Source organism: Phyllobacterium sp. 22229, from assembly GCF_052056495.1.
Lineage (GTDB): Bacteria > Pseudomonadota > Alphaproteobacteria > Rhizobiales > Rhizobiaceae > Phyllobacterium > Phyllobacterium myrsinacearum.
This window is the reverse complement of record NZ_JBQEPA010000010.1, coordinates 115,096-130,923: the sequence shown is the minus strand read 5'-3', so window position 1 is coordinate 130,923 and position 15,828 is coordinate 115,096. Positions and strand designations below refer to the sequence as shown.

Sequence of the window (15,828 nt, the reverse complement as noted above, 5' to 3'; positions counted from 1 at the left end):
GACACCGGGATTTTTCCCTCACGCCATGCCAATCCACGACCCCGGCGCCAATCTTTGCATCGGATGGAAGGAACTGCAATGGCCGGAAATATTCTAGATAATCAACCCGGCAATGGTTTCGTTCTCGGTAATATCCTGATAGGCCCAGCCCGCTTCATCAAAGCGCTGGAACAGAGTATCGAAGTTCGCCTTGTTCTTGGTTTCGATGCCGATGAGCACCGAACCGAAATTGCGGGCGGATTTCTTCAGATACTCAAAGCGCGCCACATCATCCTCCGGACCGAGCAGATCAAGGAATGACCGCAAGGCGCCGGGACGCTGCGGGAACCGGAAGATGAAATACTTCTTCAATCCCTCATAGCGCAGGGAACGTTCTTTCAGTTCCGGCAAGCGCTCGAAATCGAAATTGCTGCCTGAAATGACCAGGATGATGCGCTTGCCCTTCAGATCGCTCTTCCGGAAATCCTTGAGCGCATCGATGGCAAGCGCGCCGGCGGGCTCGACAACAATGCCTTCGATGTTCAGCATTTCAATGATGGTCGAACTCAAGCGGTTTTCCGGAATCAACATCACAGAATCCGCGGTGAACTCCTTGAGAAGCTTGAAGTTTTCCCGGCCAATCTCGGCAACGGCAGCCCCGTCGACAAAGTTGTCGACCGTATCGAGCTTGACGCGTTTTCCCGCCTCCAGACTGCGCTTGAGGCTGGGGGCGCCCGCAGGTTCGACAAAGCGGAACCGGGTTTCCCAGCCAAGATCGGTGAGATAGCGCGTCACGCCAGCAGAAAGTCCGCCGCCGCCGACCGGCAGGATGATCAGGTCCGGCTTGCGCTTGTCGGGAAGCTGCGCCGCGATCTCATGTGCGACAGTCGCCTGCCCGGTAATGATATCCGCGTGATCGAAGGGCGGCACCATGACCGCACTCTTGTCGGCGGCAAAATCCTGCGCCGCCGCGTAGCACTGGTCAAAAATATCGCCGACGAGGCGGATTTCGATGAACTCACCGCCAAATGTCCGGGTCTTGTCGATCTTCTGCTGCGGGGTCGTCACCGGCATGAAGACCACGCCATGCTTGCCGAAATGGCGGCAGATGAAAGCAAAACCCTGCGCATGATTGCCCGCCGATGCGCACACAAAGGTCGCATCTTCGGCTTTATGCTCGTTCAGGTAGTGGGCAATGAAATTGAAGGCGCCGCGAATCTTGTAGGAGCGGACCGGCGACAGATCCTCGCGTTTCAGCCAGATCTGCGCGCCATATTTCTGCGAAAGATAATGATTGAGTTGCAGCGGCGTTTCCGGGAACAGCGCACGCATTTTTTCCGTCGCGCGGTCCACAGCCTTGATGAATGCAGTCATAGGAACAGGTCAACCTTCTCGAATGTTCTGACATCGATAATGCCGACATCGGAAATACGCAATTCGGGAATGACCACCAGCGCCAGCAGCGAGTGCTGCATATAGGCGTTGTTGAGGCTGCACCCCATGGCGCGCATGGCATTCACCAGCTTGTCCGCCTTGGCCGCAACTGCTTCCGCCCGCTGATCCGACATCAGTCCGGCAATCGGCATTTCCACCAGCGCCAGCTCGCGCCCCTTGGAGAACAGCACCACGCCGCCGCCAACTTCGCCAAGGCGGTTGGCGGCCCTTGCCATGTCATCCTTGTTGGTGCCGACAACGATCATGTGGTGGCTGTCATGGGCAACCGTCGATGCCATGGCGCAATCCAGCGTGTAGCCGAAGCCGGAAACAAAGCCGTTGACCACGGCACCGGTGCCGCGATGCCGCTCCACCAGAGCGATCTGGCACACATCATTGCGCCGGTCCATCTGCACGATGCCGTCGGACACCGGCAGTTCCGCTTCCAGCGCCTTTGTCGGCGCCTGGTTTTCGATGACGCCGATCACCCGCGCCGTCACCTGCTTGCCGGGTTTGGGCGCCTTGATGTCGAAATCCCTGGCATTGAGTTTCTTGCCAAGCTTGATCGTGTTCTTGGCAAAGGCCGGATAGTCATAGGCTGGAATGTCGGCGGCAAGCTTGCCTTTTTCCGCCAGAAGCACCCCGCGGCCATAGACCCGGTCGATTGTCAGATTGGCGAGGTCCGAAACAATGAGAAAATCGGCAAGGCGGCCGGGGGTGATCGACCCGATCTCGCGCTCCATCCGGAAATGCTGTGCGGTGTTGAGCGTTGCCATCTGGATTGCCGTCACCGGCTTCAATCCCTGTGCGATTGCGTGGCGAACCACCCGGTCCATGTGGCCATCATTAACCAGCGTGCCGGAATGGCTGTCATCGGTGCACAGGATGAAATTGCGCGGATCGATCCCCTGCTCCGTCACCGCCTTGATCTGACTGGCGACATCGTACCACGCCGAGCCGAGCCGCAGCATGGCGCGCATGCCCTGGCGTACGCGGGCAATCGCATCTTCCATGCGCGTGCCCTCGTGATCGTCCTCCGGCCCGCCCGCCACATAGCCATGGAAGGCACGGCCAAGTTCCGGCGAGGCAAAATGCCCGCCCACGGTCTTGCCGGCCTTGACGGTCGCATCGATGCCGCCGCGCATGGTTGCGTCATTGTTGGCAACGCCGGGGAAATTCATCACCTCGCCAAGCCCGACAATGTTCGGCCATGTCATGGCTTCCGCCACGTCGGCCGGGCTGATGGCCGCACCCGCATTTTCAAGACCCGGTGCCGAAGGAACGCAGCTTGGCATCTGCACATGCACGTTGATCGGCATGGCCAGCGCCTCGTCATGCATCAGCCGGACGCCCTCCAGGCCAAGCACATTGGCGATTTCATGCGGATCGATGAACATGGAGGTCGTGCCATGCGGGATGACGGCGCGCGTGAATTCGGTAACGGTGACCATCCCGCTTTCCACATGCATATGCGCATCGCACAGGCCCGGCACGAGGTAGCGGCCGCCCGCATCGATCACCTTGGTTTTGGGGCCGATGCAGTGTTCGGCCCCGTGGCCGACAAAGGCAAACCGTCCGGCAACAACAGCGATATCGATGCCCGCAATAATCTCGCCGGAATAGACGCTGACAAGGCGGCCGTTGCGCACGACAAGATCGGCATGGCTGCGGCCCATGGCAACATCCACGAGCAACGGTGCCGATTCTGTCCATGCCTGCGGCTTGTTGCCGGTTCTCGCCTGTCTGCTCATCTCATCACCTCATTCACTATCCATATAATCCATATACGAAAAATACGCCTGCAACTGTGTTTCCGGCGCAATCGTTGAAAAAAACCTGAAATCTTGAGGCCACTCGCCGGGTGGCGCTGGATGGCAAGGCGGCAAACTTTATCTGCCGGCGCTTCAGCGCGCCGGAATAACAACGTAGCTGACGGCCTTGGTCTGATCGGGATAGTATTTGTAGCCGAGCGTGATGTGCTTGATGTCCGTGGGCAGGTTGGTGACACCCGCGCCTTGCATCAGCCCCTGCACCACCGGGTTCGGGGCCTCACCGAACCAGACAAACAGCGCGGGAAACCGGATGCGGGCCGCAGCATTGGGCATTTCCCAGTGGATCGGGCTCAGGGACTGATCGTAAAGGCGCAGATTCCCCGGCAATTGCGGACCATCCGAAACCACAGTCACATAGTGTCCGTCAGCCCGCGTCGCCGCGTAGAGCTTGCCATAGTCCAGCTGGCCGATGGACGGAGCCCCGCCCTCATAGGCGTAGAGGATATTGACCGCCAGTATCGGAATGACGGCAAGGCTGCACAGTGCACCGACAATGGCAAAGCGCTTCAGCGGCAGGTCCGAGGCGATGTAACGGCCAAGCAGCATTGCCAGATAGAGCGGTGACAGAAAAAGCACCGGTTGCAGCCAGCGATCCTTGACCTCGGCCGCACCGCTGACAAGGACACCGACAAAGACGGCGGCCAGCGCGAACAGCAGAACACGGCCGAGAAAGGTTTCGCCGTCGCTCAAACCTGCCTTCGGCGTGATCTGCTGCGCACGGCTGCGCCACCAGGCCACGGCAAAGAATACCAGCGCGACGCCGGAGAAGAGGATGCCATTGAGAAACAGTTTCCATTCGCCATGCAACCGGCTGACAATGAACTGCCCGCCCTCATTGATCTGGAACTTGTGCGAGCGCGCCAGGAGGTTGTCCATGTGGGAGAGCGCCCATAGGCCGGTCGGCGTCACGGCTGCAAAAAAAGCTGCAAGCGTCAGAATGGATTTGGACGACAGAAGAACGGCCCGGTAGGCGGGAACCGAAAGCCCGGCCAGGATCAGGCCGACCAGAAAGAAGCCCGCATTGAATTTTCCGAGAAGTCCGGCTGCGATACCCAGCCCCAGCAAGGCGGCAGACAGCCAGGAACGCGATTTCATGTGCCAGGCAAAGGCAAGGAACGCCCAGGCGCAGCCGGTGGTCGCACCGACGGAATGGGTCAGGGTCCGCTGCGATTCCCACGCGATCTGCGGCAGGAGAAACACGCCGACCATGCCGGCCGCCGCAACCGCCTTTCGCATTCCCAGCAGCCGGGCGCCGCCATAAACGCTGACGAAGAGGCTTGCCAGCATGCCGAACTTCACCAGGAAGACAGTCGACATGCGGATACCGAAAACATCCCCCGCCACGCTGTTTATCCAGGTATAAAGCGGCGGCTGCGAGCCGCCATAGCCCCATTGCAGCGCACCGACATAGGCCAGCTGTTCGGCATCATCGACGCCGGCGCCGTTGGAAATGATCGTCAGGAACACCACCTGAAAGGCGAAATACAGCAGAACAAACAGCAGCCCCGGATTCTCCGACGCCAGTTGTCTGACACTGCGCAAGGGAGACTGAAGCGGAATAGCGGACATTGATCTCTCATACTTTTGGATAAGCCGCTTCTAGTCCAACTAGAAGTGGAAATCCACCAGTACGTGTATCCGATGGTCAGACTGCGTCTCGCCGCCGCTGGAACGCGTGCCGCACATTCGGGCCGGCCGCGACTGGCATATTGCAAAAGGGGACAGCAGCGTCCCTTTTCAAGTCCATGCAAGTGGCTAATGTCCCTAACTGTAGTTGCAATGTTCAGGGAGAGAGATCGGACATAACGTCTACAATTATTGCGGTCGAAAGCCTGTGAGTGGCGAAACGACAGGGCGCTGAGTATCTGGTGCGCTTCTTATGCGAAATTGATGACGGCATCTGAACAGCAAATCTCACACGAATATTCAAGCCTCACCAAAACAAGAACAATTCCTGGGGTGGGGTGAAGGGGCGGGATCGGTCAGTATCCCGCCCTTTCCTTTTGCGCTTTTCAATGAAGACAATAGCGCCGAAAATTAATCTGAAATTTCAACTAAATTTCCGTGTCCTTCATCCGTCTCTGTAGTGCCGGTTGCTTCCGGCTTCGGGGCTTGGTCATTGGACCATGGGCGTGGGAACGTGATCGAGCCCCGATTTTCGGCCCAGGCGCAAAATCCCATTTTACCGGCAAACGGCAGTTGACGGAATCGTGCGAACCGTTGAAAAGCATAGGCGCGCGGACGTGGCGAAACTGGTAGACGCAAGGGACTTAAAATCCCTCGGCCATAGGTCATGCGGGTTCGACCCCCGCCGTCCGCACCATATCCCATCCCCGCACATTTCATCATACTGCCGTTCAACACTGCCCTTGGCATTTTCATATCCACACTATATACGCTCCATATACGAACCATATATGGAGATACCCATGGGCATTGTGAGCATAGACGACGATCTGCACGATCAGCTGCGCCGGGCGAGCAAAGTGTCGTGCCGCTCGATCAACGCGCAGGCCGCCTATTGGATCAAGATCGGCATGCTCTGCGAGACCAATCCGACGCTCAGTTTCACCGCGATCATCGAGCGCGAACTCAGCTCCGCCGGTGTTTCGGCACAATCGCTGGCCGCGAGTGAAGCATGACGAAGCTGCCTCAGGAACTGGCATTGCTGGCCGAATCCGGCCGGCTGCTGGCGTCCGTGTTCGGGCTGCTGGATCGAACCCCGCTGATCGGTCTGTCGACGCTTCAGATCAACGACATGGCCGAGCGTTTCATCGTTCACGATCTTCAGGCCCGCCCGGCGAGCAAGGGCCAGTATGGCTATGGTTTTGTGTTGAATTCTTCCGTGAACGATGTGGTTTGCCATGGCATCCCTTCCCGATCGGACGTGCTTCGGGATGGCGACATCGTCAATTTGGACATCACCCTCGAAAAGAACGGCTATATCGCGGATTCCAGCAAGACCTATCTCGTAGGCAGCGTCAATCCGGCCGCCAGGCGCCTGGTCCACACCGCCTACGAAGCCATGTGGATGGGCATCCGCGCCGTGCGCCCGGGTGCGCGGCTCGGCGATATCGGCTGGGCAATCGAACGCCATGCCAAGCGCAATGGCTATTCCGTGGTGCATGAATATTGCGGTCACGGCATCGGCCGCGAGATGCATGAGGAACCGCAGATCCTGCACTTCGGCAAGCCGGGAACCGGCCTCACCTTACGTGAGGGCATGGTTTTCACCGTCGAGCCAATGCTCAATCAGGGCCGCCGGACAGTGAAAACACAAGCCGACGGCTGGACCGTCGTGACGAGAGACGGGTCACTTTCCGCGCAGTTTGAACACACCGTTGCCGTTACGGCCGACGGTGTGTCCGTGCTGACGCTGCGTCCTGACGAATTGGCTGCAGGACCAATCAGGCGGCTTGCGCCGGCTGGCTGATACACTCAGCCATGCAGCTTGATGGTGATCTCGGCAACGCGCTTGCCCTGGAACTTTGCTCCTTCCAGTTCCTGCGCCGAAGGCTGGCGCGAACCATCGCCATCGGCTGTCGTGGTCATGCCGTAGGGCGCGCCGCCGCGCACGACATCATTGCCCATCTGCGCCTGATAGGCGTAGGAAAGCGGTACGATGATCATGCCGTGATGCTGCATCTGCCACTGGGTGGAAACAAGCGCCAGCTCCTGACCGCCATGCTGGGTGGCCGAAGAAGCCATGACCGAACCGACCTTGTTGATCAGTGCACCCTTGGCCCAGAGACCGCCGGTCTGGTCGAAAAAGTTCTTCATCTGCGCTGACATCGAGCCAAAGCGCGAGGATACGCCAACGATGATCGCGTCGTAGGTTTCGAGTTCGTCCACCGTGGCGATGTCCGCCTTCTGGTCGAGCTTGTAGTGATAGGCCTTCGCCACATCGAGCGGAACCAGTTCCGGCACGCGCCGGACAGTGACGTCAGCGCCGGCTTCCCGTGCGCCGTCCGCAGCGGCATAGGCCATCTGCTCCATATGTCCCCAGCTTGAATAATAAAGCACCAATACCTTGGCCATGATCGTCTCCATTGTTGCAACCGTCGGGCGGGCTAATGCCCTCGCTCTTCCTCAACCTACGCTTTTCGCTGTTCATTAAAACAGACATTGTTGCGACATACTGTTCACCATTTGAAATGGCTTGCGGCGGCTGTTTGCGCCCATTACGGTCGCCACCGCGATAGGAGAATCCAGATGACGAATGAAGTCGTGAGCGCTGCCATGCTTGCCATTGGCGACGAGTTGCTGTCCGGCCGGACCAAGGACAAGAATATCGGCCATCTCGCCGATATTCTGACGGCGGTCGGCATAGATCTGAAGGAAGTGCGGATTGTTCCCGATGAGGAAGACCGCATCGTCGAGGCATTGAATGCCCTGCGCGGCGCCTATGATTATGTCTTCACCTCCGGCGGCATCGGCCCTACGCACGACGATATCACCGCGGATGCCATTTCAAAGGCATTCGGCGTGCCATGCGAGCACGATGCCAAGGCCATGAAGCTGATGGGCGACAATTATGCCGCACGCGGCATGGAGTTCACCGAAAGCCGCCAGCGCATGGCACGCATGCCGCGCGGCGCGGTTCATATCGACAATCCCGTCTCGACCGCTCCGGGGTTCAACATCGGCAATGTCTATGTGATGGCGGGTGTTCCATCGATTTTTCAGGCCATGCTCGACAATGTGATTCCGACATTGAGGGTCGGCAAGCAGCTGCTTTCCCGTTCGGTCAACTGCCCTTTCGGCGAAGGCACGATCGCCATACCGCTGCGCGATATTCAGGCGGCACATCCCGATACGATCATCGGTTCCTATCCGAAGTATGAAAACAACAGGTTTTCAACGGAATTGGTTGTCCGTGCCCGTGACGAGGACAAGCTCGCCGCCGCAGAACAGGCCGTGCGTGCCATGGTGGAACAACTCGCATCGGGCAAGCAAATCTAGGGAACCATAGACGGCTGGCCAACGTTCCATTTCGCACCTGCGATAAAATCACACGCGCCGGTCTTGCGTTCGGAGCGTATAATGCTCTGAATAGGAAGATCGAGTATCAACCGATGGAGGCCAGCATGGCATTTCGCACGATCATCGCTTTTATCCGCAGCGAGCGCGAGGCGCCAAGGGTTATGGGCGCGGCAAAGCTGATCGCCTCGTCAAGTGAGCGAACCCATATTATCGGCCTCTACACGATCCCCTCTCCCATCGTTTACGCCGATCCCACCGGCTTTGCCGATACGACCCTGTTCGAAGCGCACGAACAGCGGCACAAGGAGAACTCGGAAGCAATCTCCGCGCTGTTCAACAAGGAAATGGGCAAAGGCAAGATTTCCCACGAGTTCCGGATCGTGCGCTCGGAAAGCAGCAGCCCGTCGGCCGGCGTTACCCAAAGCGCCCTGCGTGCCGATATCATCGTGGCCGGGCAACCGGACCCGGACGATCCGGACAGCGTCAATGACGTCACCGACCCGCTTGTCATGGAAAGCGGACGTCCGGTATTGTTTGTTCCCTACAAGGTTGAACTTCCCGCGAAAATCCACCGCGTGCTCGTTGCCTTCAACGGCAAGCGCGAGGCTTCGCGGGCAGCTTTCGATTCCCTGCCCTTTCTGATCAAGGCAGAGCGTACGGATGTCGTGTGGATCGATCCGAAGAAAACCACCGACCCGAACATGGATATTCCAGGTACCCCGCTTTCAGACGCCCTGCGCCGCCACGGCGTCAACGTCAATCCGTTCACGATTGACTCCAACGGCGAGGCTGCGGACAAGATCCTGCGCCGCAAGATTGCCGATGATAAAGTCGATCTGGTTGTCATGGGTGCCTATAGCCAGTCGCGCCTCAAGGAATGGGTATTCGGCGGCGTTACCAGCTCATTCATATCGGACATGCCCTGCCTGACGCTGATGTCACGCTGAGGATTGAGCGGATAAAGCCGTAAATCACATGTTTCTGCCTCCTTGCAACAGACAGGCTGCGCAAGCAGCTTGCCATGGGCAGGCATTTCCCGCTATTGCGAGACGCATTCCCTAGTGGTCCGATTCTGACATTTGCGTCCCTTTTGATACAGCCCATTCGGGCAAATGTCAGAATCAAAGGACCACTAGTAAGTTTATATTTCTAGTGGAACTTTGAATTTGACATTCGCAGGTTCCGCGTGATGTCAAATGGGGGCGAATGTCAAATTCGTTCCACTAGCGGATTAGCTCCGCCTGTTTCGTGTTTTCTTGATGGAGTGCGCCATGTCTCTTCCCGATAAAGCTTTTCCGGTTTCCTGGGACCAGTTCCATCGGGATGCCCGTGCCCTTGCCTGGCGTGTGGCCGGCATGCAGCGCGAATGGCGCGCCATGGTCGCCATCACCCGCGGCGGTCTCGTACCGGCGGCGATCATCTGCCGCGAACTCGGCATCCGCATGATTGAAACCGTGTGCATCGCCTCCTATCACGACTACGAAGAACAGGGCGAACTCAAGGTGCTGAAAGACGTCGATCCGCGCCTCCTGGAAGATGGCGGCGACGGCATTCTCGTCATCGACGACCTGACCGATACCGGCAAAACCGCTGCCGTCGTGCGCGCCATGATGCCCAAGGCGCATTTTGCCACGGTCTATGCCAAGCCGAAGGGCCGCCCGCTGATCGACACGTTCGTCACGGAAGTCTCGCAGGATACCTGGATTTATTTCCCCTGGGATATGGGCCTGACCTATCAGGAGCCCATCACCAAGGGCCACCGGGGCTAACCGGCCACGCCGCGGCGGACAAGCCAAAAGCCGCTTCCGCCCAACCGCGCAGACCGGAGCCATGATCTCACTGGAGGCCATGGCATGCCTGCCTCAGCGCCGTTCATTCCGGCTGCCCCTTATTCTTCCGTCGAATAGATTCCCTGCTTTCGAACTGGTATTGCCTCACCGCGGGCCGATGTTGTTTTTTTGCACTGCTGTTCAAAAAATCGACACAAGTCGCATATAAGCTAGGAACAGCGCCTATGAAGTGATTGCGATTTGCAAGAATCGGTTCACAATCATTGAAACAAATCGCAAAAAAAGAGCGGAGCATTGAACTTAAATTACGCCAACGAGATCGTGACGGAAAAACGGATTGAAATGCCGGACGGCAGAATCCGCCAGGTTGCCGCGCTCGTTTACCGGGTCAAGAAACAGCAGACCGAAATTCTCCTGATCACCAGTCGCGGGACCGGGCGATGGGTGCTGCCCAAGGGCTGGCCGCAGGTTGGCAAAACCTTTGCGCACTCGGCCAAGGCCGAGGCCTATGAGGAAGCCGGAGCACGCGGCGATATCGCCCCCTTCTCGGTTGGCGTCTACCGCTATGAAAAACACGATATGTCGGAAGGCGAATGCGGCGATTTCGTCGTCGATGTCTTTCCCATGCATTTTTCCCATCAGGAAAAGAACTGGCCCGAGCGCGGCGAACGCCGTCTTGAATGGGTCAGCGTGGAAGAATGCGCGCGCCGGGTCGAAGAACCGGAACTAAAGGCCCTCATTGCGAGTTTTGATCCGGCGCTCGTCACCCTGCGCTGACAGTCAGGACATGCGATATGATCCGTCTCCATTTTCCGCTCGCCATTATCGCCATCCTTTCCAGCCCTGCCCTTGCTCTCGACAATGCGCAGCTGCAGAAGATCGAGCATGGCTGCATCGACGAGACCGCATCCTCATCGCCGGAAGAGCGAATCAGCAACTGCAACAGCTGGATTGACAGTGCGCCGGATGCGCTGCGCCCCAAGGCCTATTATGACAGGGGCAACGCCTATCTCGATGCCCAGAAGCTCGACCTTGCCGTTGCGGATTATTCCCACGCCATCAGCCTGAAACCGGACTTCAAGGATGCCTGGTATAGCCGCGGCTATGCCAGGCACGACCTGGGCGATTACGATCAGGCGATCGATGACTACAACACCGCGCTCAAGCTGGCGCCCGAAGACATCGACAGCCTGTACGGCAAGGCCTATGCCTATCAAAAGAAAGGCGATCTCGACGCCGCCATTGCCGGCTACACCGCCGTCATCCGCCTCAAGCCCGATTACCCCACCGCCTATTACAACCGCGCCATTGCCTACAACGCCAAGGGCGATACGGAAAATGCCACGCGCGACGCGCTTGAATATGAGCGTCTGAAGGACAAGAACCCACAATAGGTGGTGTCGGCCGGTGGGTGGCGCCACGTTTCCATGCATAGCCAGCTACCGGAAAAACAGGCGAAAGTTCTCCCCGTTATCCACATATGTGACACACAAGATGTTGCGGTCACAAATATGTAAAAAACTAATTCTTGACGCTCGACCCCGAGTCACTTTTTATAGGGCAGTCGTTGCGTTTGTGGCGTGACCGGGGAGTAATGTGACCGGTCTTTTTCCCAGTTTATGCAGTGTTTTTCACAGCTTGCGCCTTCTGGCGCATGCCGGGGATGACCTGTGTCTGCAGTGGGAAGAATACCATCATGCACCGAGAGATATTTGTTGGGTAAATGGTGTTTAACACAATATTTAGTGTTTGCAGGTACATTCAACACCAGATAATGTGACATTCTCATTTGGGGCGAGTCACAAAACAGGCGTCAAAAAAAGGGCCGCCGGGCCAGGGACTGAAGCGGGAAAAACCGCATCGAGGACGGGTCGCGGCGACAGCACCGGATTCAGGGACTGAATCCGGATAGGGCGGGTTTGTGTTCTTGGTGCGCAGCTCTTCACATGGCGCCCGATGAACACTATATATAGAGACAAGGACGAAGCAGATGCGGATCGAACGGCGTTTTACCAAAGAGAATCAGTCAGCCTATGCGGACATTGAGTTCCGCGTAGCCACGAGCGAGATCAAGAATCCCGACGGTTCTGTTGTGTTCCGTCTGGAGAATATCGATGTGCCGGCCCAGTTCAGTCAGGTCGCAGCCGACATTCTCGCGCAGAAATATTTCCGCAAGGCGGGTGTACCGGCCAAGCTGAAGAAGGTTGAGGAAAATTCCGTCCCTTCATGGCTGTGGCGTTCGGTTGCCGATGAGGAAGCCTTGGCAGCGCTGCCGGCCGACGCACGTTACGGCTCGGAAATGGATGCGCGCCAGGTTTTCGATCGCCTTGCCGGCACCTGGACCTATTGGGGCTGGAAAGGCAAATATTTCGATTCGGAAAAAGATGCCCTCGCCTTCCGTGACGAGCTTGCCTACATGCTCGCCACCCAGCGCGTCGCCCCCAATTCCCCGCAATGGTTCAACACGGGCCTGCATTGGGCCTACGGCATCGATGGCCCCGGCCAGGGCCACTATTACGTCGACCCCGACACCGGCAAGCTGACGAAATCAAAATCGTCCTACGAACATCCGCAGCCGCATGCCTGCTTCATCCAGTCCGTTGCTGACGATCTGGTCAATGAAGGCGGCATCATGGATCTGTGGGTTCGCGAGGCCCGCCTGTTCAAATACGGCTCCGGCACCGGTTCCAACTTCTCGTTCCTGCGCGGCGAAGGCGAAAAGCTTTCCGGCGGCGGACGCTCCTCCGGCCTGATGTCCTTCCTCAAGATCGGTGACCGCGCTGCCGGCGCCATCAAGTCGGGTGGCACGACCCGCCGCGCCGCCAAGATGGTCGTGGTTGATGTCGATCACCCGGATATCGAGGAATATATCGACTGGAAGGTCAAGGAAGAGCAGAAGGTTGCCGCGCTCGTGACCGGCTCCAAGATCGTCAAGCAGCATCTGGCTGCCATCATGAAGGCCTGCGTCAATTGCGAGGCCGACAATGGTGATTGCTATGAGCCCGCCAAAAACCCGGCGCTGAAGCGCGAGATCAAGGCTGCCAAGAAGAACCAGGTTCCGGAAAACTACATTTACCGCGTTATCCAGTTCGCCAAGCAGGGCTACACCGATATCGATTTCAAGACCTACGACACCGACTGGGATTCCGAAGCCTACCTCACCGTTGCCGGCCAGAATTCCAACAATTCCGTGTCGCTCAAGGATGAATTCCTGCGCGCCGTCGAGAATGATGGCGACTGGAGCCTGACCGCCCGCAAGGACGGCAAGGTCATGAAGACCCTGAAAGCCCGCGACCTCTGGGAAAAGATCGGTTACGCCGCCTGGGCGTCCGCCGATCCGGGCCTGCACTTCAACACCACGATGAACGATTGGCACACCTGCCCGGCGGCCGGTCCGATCCGCGCCTCCAACCCGTGCTCGGAATACATGTTCCTTGACGACACGGCCTGCAACCTCGCATCGATCAACCTCCTCACCTATCGCGGCAAGGATGGCAAGTTCGACGTGACGGGCTATGAGCACACGGCACGCCTGTGGACCATCGTCCTCGAAATCTCCGTGATGATGGCGCAGTTCCCATCCAAGGAAATCGCCCGCCTCTCCTACGAATACCGCACGCTCGGTCTCGGCTACGCCAATATCGGCGGCCTGCTGATGACCTCGGGCATTCCCTATGACAGCGCTGAAGGCCGCGCCATCGGCGGTGCCCTCACCGCCATCATGACCGGCATTTCCTATGCAACTTCGGCTGAAATGGCCAAGGAGCTGGGTGCTTTCAACGGTTATGCACCAAATGCCGCCAACATGCTGCGCGTCATCCGCAACCATCGCCGCGCTGCCCATGGCGAAACCCAGGGTTATGAAGGCCTCGCCGTCAATCCGGTCGCCCTGATCGCATCCGACTGCCCGGACCAGGACCTGATTGCCCATGCCCGCCAGGCCTGGGACAAGGCGCTGGAACTCGGCGAAAAGCACGGCTACCGCAATGCGCAGGCCACCGTTATCGCGCCGACCGGCACGATCGGCCTGGTCATGGATTGCGACACCACGGGCATCGAGCCGGATTTCGCCCTGGTCAAGTTCAAGAAGCTCGCCGGCGGCGGTTACTTCAAGATCATCAACCGCGCCGTTCCGGAAGCCCTGCGCACGCTCGGTTATTCGGAAAGCCAGATTGCGGAAATCGAGGCTTACGCCGTCGGTCACGGCAATCTCAATCAGGCACCCGCCATCAATCCGGGCTCGCTGAAGGCCAAGGGCTTTACCGACGAGATCATTGCGACGCTGAACACGGCGTTGAAGTCAGCCTTCGACATCAAGTTCGCGGTCAACAAGTGGACCGTGGGCGAAGATTTTGCCAAGAACGTCCTTGGCTTCACCGATGAACAGCTCAACGATTTCTCCTTCGAAATGCTGCCGGCACTCGGCTTCTCCAAGAAGGAAATCGAAGCTGCCAACATCCATATCTGCGGTGCGATGACACTGGAAGGCGCGCCCTTCCTGAAGGAAGAGCATTATCCGGTCTTCGATTGCGCCAATCCATGCGGCAAGATCGGCAAGCGTTATCTCTCGGTCGACAGCCACATCCGCATGATGGCTGCCGCCCAGCCCTTCATCTCCGGCGCGATCTCCAAGACGATCAACATGGCCAATGAAGCGACCGTGGATGACTGCAAGTCCGCCTACATGCTGTCATGGAAACTGGCCCTGAAGGCCAATGCGCTCTACCGCGATGGTTCGAAACTGTCGCAGCCGCTGAATTCCTCGCTGCTCGCCGATGTGGACGACGATGAGGACGACGCCATCGAGGCGCTGATCGAGGCACCCGCTGCCGCCCGTGCGGTGCAGGTCACCGAAAAGATCGTCGAGCGCATTGTCGAAAAATATATCCACGACCGCGAGAAACTGCCGAACCGCCGCAAGGGTTACACCCAGAAGGCCGTCGTCGGCGGCCACAAGGTCTACCTGCGCACCGGCGAGTTCGATGATGGCCGTCTCGGCGAAATCTTCATCGACATGCACAAGGAAGGCGCCGCCTTCCGCGCAATGATGAACAACTTCGCCATCGCCATCTCGCTCGGCCTGCAATATGGCGTGCCGCTGGAAGAATATGTGGAGGCATTCACCTTCACCAAGTTCGAGCCGGCCGGCATGGTTCAGGGCAATGACGCGATCAAGAACGCCACGTCGATCCTCGACTACGTGTTCCGCGAGCTGGCTGTCTCCTATCTCGACCGCCATGACCTCGCCCATGTCGACCAGTCCGACTTCTCCAATACTTCGCTCGGCCGCGGTATTTCCGAGGGCAAGACCGAGCCGGTTTCCAAGGGCCTGACCCGCGGCGCCGTGCTGAAGATGGTCAGCCCCGGCGCTCCCGATCCGAAGGGATTTGGCGCGGCTAGCACACCGAAGGCCATGGCCTCGAACGTGACGGCACTGGCGACGCGCTCCGCGGTTGCTGTTGCGGCCAAGCCGGCTATTGCCCAGGCGCAGGATCAGGCCACCGGCTTCAAGCGTGACTACGAGGAACGCGCCAAGGACCAGCTGGAAGAAGAGACATCCCCTGCCTCCGCCCTGTTTGACGATGCCAGTGCGGAATCCGCGGCGGAAGAAGCCAAGGCCGAAGCAAAGAAGGTGATGTCCGACCGCCGCATCAAGTCGATGATGCAGGGTTATACCGGCGACAGCTGCTCCGAATGCTCCAACTTCACCATGGTGCGCAACGGCACCTGCCTGAAGTGCGATACCTGCGGCGCCACAAGCGGCTGCAGCTAAACACGGCGGTCTTTCGCATATTTGCAAATGAAACGCC

The 15,828-nt window shown here is 58.4% G+C and carries 12 protein-coding genes and 1 tRNA gene; 9 read left to right on the top strand and 4 right to left on the bottom strand.

The features are described 5' to 3' along the window. Positions 1 to 93: 93 nt before the first annotated feature. The 3 genes from ilvA to ACTJJ7_RS14070 form a co-directional block, all read right to left on the bottom strand. Positions 94 to 1,353 (bottom strand): threonine ammonia-lyase IlvA, encoded by a 1,260-nt coding sequence (gene ilvA, locus ACTJJ7_RS14080; RefSeq protein ID WP_440967576.1) that lies wholly within the window; start codon positions 1,351 to 1,353, stop codon positions 94 to 96. Beyond that, on the bottom strand, positions 1,350 to 3,164 hold the full coding sequence (gene ade, locus ACTJJ7_RS14075; protein ID WP_440967574.1) for an adenine deaminase: 1,815 nt from the start codon (positions 3,162 to 3,164) through the stop codon (positions 1,350 to 1,352). The genes ilvA and ade overlap by 4 nt, the downstream gene beginning before the upstream one ends. 153 nt (positions 3,165 to 3,317) lie before the next feature. Further along, entirely contained in the window at positions 3,318 to 4,814 is a 1,497-nt protein-coding gene (locus tag ACTJJ7_RS14070; RefSeq protein ID WP_440967572.1) for an ArnT family glycosyltransferase, read from the bottom strand. Positions 4,815 to 5,482: 668 nt separating this feature from the next. On the opposite strand from ACTJJ7_RS14070, the gene ACTJJ7_RS14065 reads away from it, so the two are divergent. From ACTJJ7_RS14065 to map, 3 genes are all read left to right on the top strand, one after another. Beyond that, positions 5,483 to 5,568, top strand: a tRNA-Leu gene (locus tag ACTJJ7_RS14065). Between the two features lie 106 nt (positions 5,569 to 5,674). Continuing rightward, entirely contained in the window at positions 5,675 to 5,887 is a 213-nt protein-coding gene (locus ACTJJ7_RS14060) for a ParD-like family protein (RefSeq protein ID WP_105732530.1), read from the top strand. After that, on the top strand, positions 5,884 to 6,678 hold the full coding sequence (map, locus tag ACTJJ7_RS14055; RefSeq protein WP_440967570.1) for a type I methionyl aminopeptidase: 795 nt from the start codon (positions 5,884 to 5,886) through the stop codon (positions 6,676 to 6,678). Before ACTJJ7_RS14060 ends, map begins: the two co-directional genes overlap by 4 nt. 5 nt (positions 6,679 to 6,683) lie before the next feature. Here map and wrbA read toward each other — a convergent pair whose 3' ends face one another. Continuing rightward, positions 6,684 to 7,283, bottom strand: a complete 600-nt coding sequence (gene wrbA / locus ACTJJ7_RS14050) for an NAD(P)H:quinone oxidoreductase type IV (protein ID WP_105733102.1) — start codon at positions 7,281 to 7,283, stop codon at positions 6,684 to 6,686. A 174-nt stretch (positions 7,284 to 7,457) separates the two neighbouring features. Between wrbA and ACTJJ7_RS14045 the strand changes: the two genes are divergently transcribed. The 6 genes from ACTJJ7_RS14045 to ACTJJ7_RS14020 all read left to right on the top strand — a co-directional run bounded on the left by ACTJJ7_RS14045 (position 7,458) and on the right by ACTJJ7_RS14020 (position 15,791). Then, positions 7,458 to 8,207, top strand: a complete 750-nt coding sequence (locus ACTJJ7_RS14045) for a competence/damage-inducible protein A (RefSeq protein WP_105732528.1) — start codon at positions 7,458 to 7,460, stop codon at positions 8,205 to 8,207. 125 nt (positions 8,208 to 8,332) lie between these two features. Then, the gene (locus ACTJJ7_RS14040; RefSeq protein ID WP_158531242.1) at positions 8,333 to 9,175 is read left to right on the top strand and encodes a universal stress protein; all 843 of its coding nucleotides are present in this window, start codon (positions 8,333 to 8,335) and stop codon (positions 9,173 to 9,175) included. A 324-nt stretch (positions 9,176 to 9,499) separates the two neighbouring features. Then, a complete protein-coding gene (gene gpt, locus ACTJJ7_RS14035) occupies positions 9,500 to 9,997 on the top strand; it encodes a xanthine phosphoribosyltransferase (protein WP_105732526.1) in 498 nt (165 codons plus the stop codon). A 363-nt stretch (positions 9,998 to 10,360) separates the two neighbouring features. Next, on the top strand, positions 10,361 to 10,795 hold the full coding sequence (locus ACTJJ7_RS14030) for an NUDIX hydrolase (RefSeq protein ID WP_105732525.1): 435 nt from the start codon (positions 10,361 to 10,363) through the stop codon (positions 10,793 to 10,795). Positions 10,796 to 10,812: 17 nt separating this feature from the next. After that, positions 10,813 to 11,412: a tetratricopeptide repeat protein gene (locus ACTJJ7_RS14025; RefSeq protein ID WP_440967567.1), complete on the top strand. Its 600-nt coding sequence runs from the start codon at positions 10,813 to 10,815 to the stop codon at positions 11,410 to 11,412. 596 nt (positions 11,413 to 12,008) lie between these two features. Then, positions 12,009 to 15,791: a vitamin B12-dependent ribonucleotide reductase gene (locus ACTJJ7_RS14020; protein ID WP_440967565.1), complete on the top strand. Its 3,783-nt coding sequence runs from the start codon at positions 12,009 to 12,011 to the stop codon at positions 15,789 to 15,791. Positions 15,792 to 15,828 lie beyond the last annotated feature (37 nt).